We start from the raw sequence: 3,785 nt of genomic DNA, 5'->3' as shown, positions 1-3,785 counted from the left end.
CCTATCCAACGGCCGGGCTTCCTGGCCGTTTTGCTTTTTAAGGGGGCAGCGGTACAGTCGGAAACCTTGAGGAAAGCAGAAAGAATGGAAATGAAGATCACCGAAACCCCGGCGCGGACGCTGCCGGTGCAGGACGCGCGGATCTACCCGCGCGGTGGGCTGGATGTGCTGTCCCGGGCCGAGGTTGCGCGCCTGCGCGACGCCTCCGGCGGCGGCATGCACGAGCTGCTGCGCCGCTGCGCGCTGGCCGTGCTGACCAGTGGAAGTGCCTCGGACGATCCGCGCGCGGCGCGCGATCTGTACCCGGATTTCGACATCCAGGTGGCGCAGCAGGATCGCGGCGTCCGCATCGACCTCGTCAACGCCCCGGCGATGGCCTTCGTGGATGGCGAGATCATCCGCGGCGTGGCCGAGCTGCTGTTCGCCGTGGTCCGCGACCTGGCCTACATGGCCATCGAGATGGGCCCGCAGTACGCGGCCGAACTGGAATCGTCCGAGGGCATCACCAACGCGGTATTCGGGCTGCTGCGCAACGCGCGCATCCTCAACCCGGGCGACCCGAACCTGGTGGTCTGCTGGGGCGGCCATTCGATCGGTCGCGATGAGTACCTCTACACCAAGCAGGTCGGTTACGAGCTGGGCCTGCGCGGGCTGGATATCTGCACCGGCTGCGGCCCGGGCGCGATGAAGGGCCCGATGAAGGGCGCCACCATCGCCCATGCCAAGCAGCGCAAGCACGTCACCCGCTACATCGGCCTGACCGAGCCGGGCATCATCGCCGCCGAGTCGCCGAACCCGATCGTCAACCACCTGGTGATCATGCCGGACATCGAGAAGCGTCTCGAAGCGTTCGTGCGGATCGGACACGGCATCATCGTGTTCGCCGGCGGCGTGGGCACTGCCGAAGAGATCCTGTACCTGCTCGGCATCCTGCTGCGCGAGGAAAACAAGGACCTGCCGTTCCCGCTGATCCTGACCGGCCCGACCGTGGCGGCGCCGTACTTCGAGCAGATCGACCGCTTCATCCGCCTCACTCTGGGCGAGGCCGCGGCGGCGCGCTACGAGATCATCATCGGCGACCCGGTCGCGGTGGCACGGCGCATGTCCGCCGGTATCAAGCGCGTGCGCGAGCATCGCCTGGAGCAGAAGGATTCGTTCTTCTTCAACTGGTCGATCGAGATTCCGTGGGAATACCAGCAGCCGTTCGTGCCCACGCACGAGGCGATGGCTGCGCTGGACCTGCACCACGGCCGTCCGCCGCATGCCCTGGCTGCCGACCTGCGTCGGGCGTTCTCCGGCATCGTGGCCGGCAATGTCAAGGAAGACGGGATGCGCCGCATCGAGCAGCTCGGGCCGTTCGAGATCCATGGCGACGCCGACATGATGCAGGCGCTGGACGAGTTGCTGCGCGGCTTCGTGGAGCAGCGCCGGATGAAGATCTCCGGCGAATACCAGCCCTGCTATAAGGTCCTGGCCTGATCGCAGGCGGGGTCTGCCGACCCGTCTGACCGGGTCGGGCGGGGGCGGGGCGGGGAGCCCCGCCGCCTTGTAGACGCCGGGCGCCCGTCAACTGATTGACGCCCGTCGCCCCGGGCGACCGTTCGTCCTGCCGCCGCTTGCCGCCGGACGGCAGGTCGTTCATCTTCTGTGTCATCACGCTGGGGAGCGTTCCATGTACTCACGCCGGTCCAACGGCTTCACGCTGGTAGAACTGATGGTCACCGTCGCGGTGGTCGCCATTCTGTCCGCGATCGCTTATCCAAGCTTCCAAAGCAGCATCCGCTCTAATCGGGTAGCTGCGGCGCACAATGAGCTCCTGGGCCTGGTCAACCTGGCGCGCAGCGAGGCCGTGCGCAGCAACCGCGGTGGCGGAGTGTGCGGCAGCACCGACGGCAATACCTGTGATGGCAACTGGGCCGGCGGCATGATGGCTTTCGCTGATGCCGACAACAGCGGTACGTTCAGCACGGGTGAGACCGTGTTGCGATTCAACAAGATCGGCCGCGGCATGGTGGTCACCGGTCCGACCGCGCTGATCGGCTTCGACGCGCGTGGACGCCGTCGCGCCGCGGCGGATCAGGCTGTGGTGATGCGCCCAGAACAATGCGGCAGCCAGCCTTTGCTGCGCACGATGACTGTCAATGTCTCCGGCCAGATCAGCAGTGCCAAGGGAGCCTGTCCATGAAGCGTCGCCATTCATCCATTCCCGGTCGCGGTCAGGCCGGCTTTACGCTGCTTGAGGTACTGATCGCCATTGTCGTCCTGGCCTTCGGTCTGCTCGGTTTTGCGATGCTGCAGACCACCAGTGTCCGTTTCGTGCAAAGCGCGAACTACCGGACCCAGGCGACAAACCTCGCCTACGACCTCACCGAGCTGATGCGCAGTAATCGGTTCCAGTCGGTCTGGTACACCAATGCGACCTTCGCTGCGGGCAGCAAGGCCGCCACGGACACGGCCTGTACGCGTGTCGCCGGAGATGCATTGACCATCGATCAGAACATCGCCCGCTGGCAATGCCAGGTGGTCAAGGCATTGGGCGCCAATGCAGGCGCCACGGTTACCGTGGTCAATGGCGTGGCCACGGTGGCGATCACCTGGTCTGACGACCGCTGGGACCCGGCCAACCCCAATACCCCGACCACCTTCGGCCTGGTTACCCAGCTATGAAACCTTCGACCATGCCCCGAGTGCACCAGACAGGTTTGTCGTTGGTCGAACTGATGATTGCCATGGTCATCGGTTTGTTGCTGATGCTCGGTGTCATCCAGATCTTCATCGCCTCGCAGGCCGCCTCCCGGCTGTCCGAGGGCGTTGCCCGCGTGCAGGAGAATGGACGTTTCGCGCTGGATTTCCTCGAGCGTGACGTGCGCATGGTTGGCCATATGGGCTGCGTCAACGACCAGGGTCACATCGTGCGCGAGCTCGGCTCGCCCCGCATCAGCACCGGCGCCACACCGGGCAGCGGTTCGCCGCTGGATTTCAATGTGAGCGTGCAGGGTTATGAGGCGGCCGGAACCGGTCCAGGCGATACCCTGGTGGCCGGCGGAGGGGCGGTTCCGGCCAATCTACCTGCCGCCATCAGTGGGCTGGTGCCTGCGCCGGTGGCTGGCAGCGACATTCTAGTGCTTCGCTTCCTTGCGCCTGAAGGCGTCCCGGTTACCGCGGTGACCGCAACCACGTTGACTGTCGATGCGGCCAAATGGGCGCGTTTGACCGAGAATGGCGTCGCCGCACCCACGCTTTTCGGTATCGCCGACTGTGGCGCTGCAGAAGTGTTCCGCGGTACCACCGCCGCAGCGGGAACGGTGACCGCTACGGGTGCGGACCTGTCCCGCTTCGTTCCGTCGCCGCTGGCACCCACCATGGTGTACCGGGCCGAATCACTGGTCTATTACATAGGTCTCAATGCTGCCACCCAGCAACCAGGGTTGCGTCGCGCCCGGGCGGGGTCGGCAGGCACCTACGCGATCAATGAAGAGCTGGTGGAAGGTGTTGAGAACATGCAGTTGCTGTTTGGCCAGGATACGGTCACCAACATCAGCAAGTCCTCGTTGCCGCTTGGCAACATCACCACGCAGAAGACAGCCTCTGGCGTCACTACCCAGACCAATGCCGCCGGCGTAGGTGAGTGGCGGCGCGTTGGCCAGGTCCAGGTTGGCCTGATCCTGCGCAGCCCCGGCGCGGCGACAGTGAGGCAGGCCGATGCAACGTCTGCTTTGGGCACGTTGGGCATGACTTACAACGCCTATGCCGCCAACGATGGGCGTTACCGCACTACCTACTAA

4 protein-coding genes are annotated in these 3,785 nt (G+C 65.1%); all 4 read left to right on the top strand.

Features of this window, described 5'->3' with window-relative positions; all coding sequences use genetic code 11:
- Nucleotides 1-90: 90 nt before the first annotated feature.
- The 4 genes from ppnN to AC1DQP_RS17870 all read left to right on the top strand — a co-directional run bounded on the left by ppnN (nt 91) and on the right by AC1DQP_RS17870 (nt 3,785).
- On the top strand, nt 91-1,479 hold the full coding sequence (gene ppnN, locus AC1DQP_RS17885; RefSeq protein WP_457319845.1) for a nucleotide 5'-monophosphate nucleosidase PpnN: 1,389 nt from the start codon (nt 91-93) through the stop codon (nt 1,477-1,479).
- A gap of 193 nt (nt 1,480-1,672) precedes the next feature.
- Nucleotides 1,673-2,185, top strand: a complete 513-nt coding sequence (locus AC1DQP_RS17880) for a GspH/FimT family pseudopilin (protein WP_457319847.1) — start codon at nt 1,673-1,675, stop codon at nt 2,183-2,185.
- On the top strand, nt 2,182-2,667 hold the full coding sequence (pilV, locus tag AC1DQP_RS17875; RefSeq protein ID WP_478052143.1) for a type IV pilus modification protein PilV: 486 nt from the start codon (nt 2,182-2,184) through the stop codon (nt 2,665-2,667). Before AC1DQP_RS17880 ends, pilV begins: the two co-directional genes overlap by 4 nt.
- Complete coding sequence (locus AC1DQP_RS17870) at nt 2,664-3,785, top strand: PilW family protein (protein ID WP_478052142.1); 1,122 nt, start codon at nt 2,664-2,666, stop codon at nt 3,783-3,785. Before pilV ends, AC1DQP_RS17870 begins: the two co-directional genes overlap by 4 nt.

It is taken from the genome of Stenotrophomonas sp. P5_A8 (genome assembly GCF_056400545.1).
The sequence above is the reverse complement of the archived record's forward strand: the minus strand, read 5'-3'. Positions and strand labels throughout refer to the sequence as shown.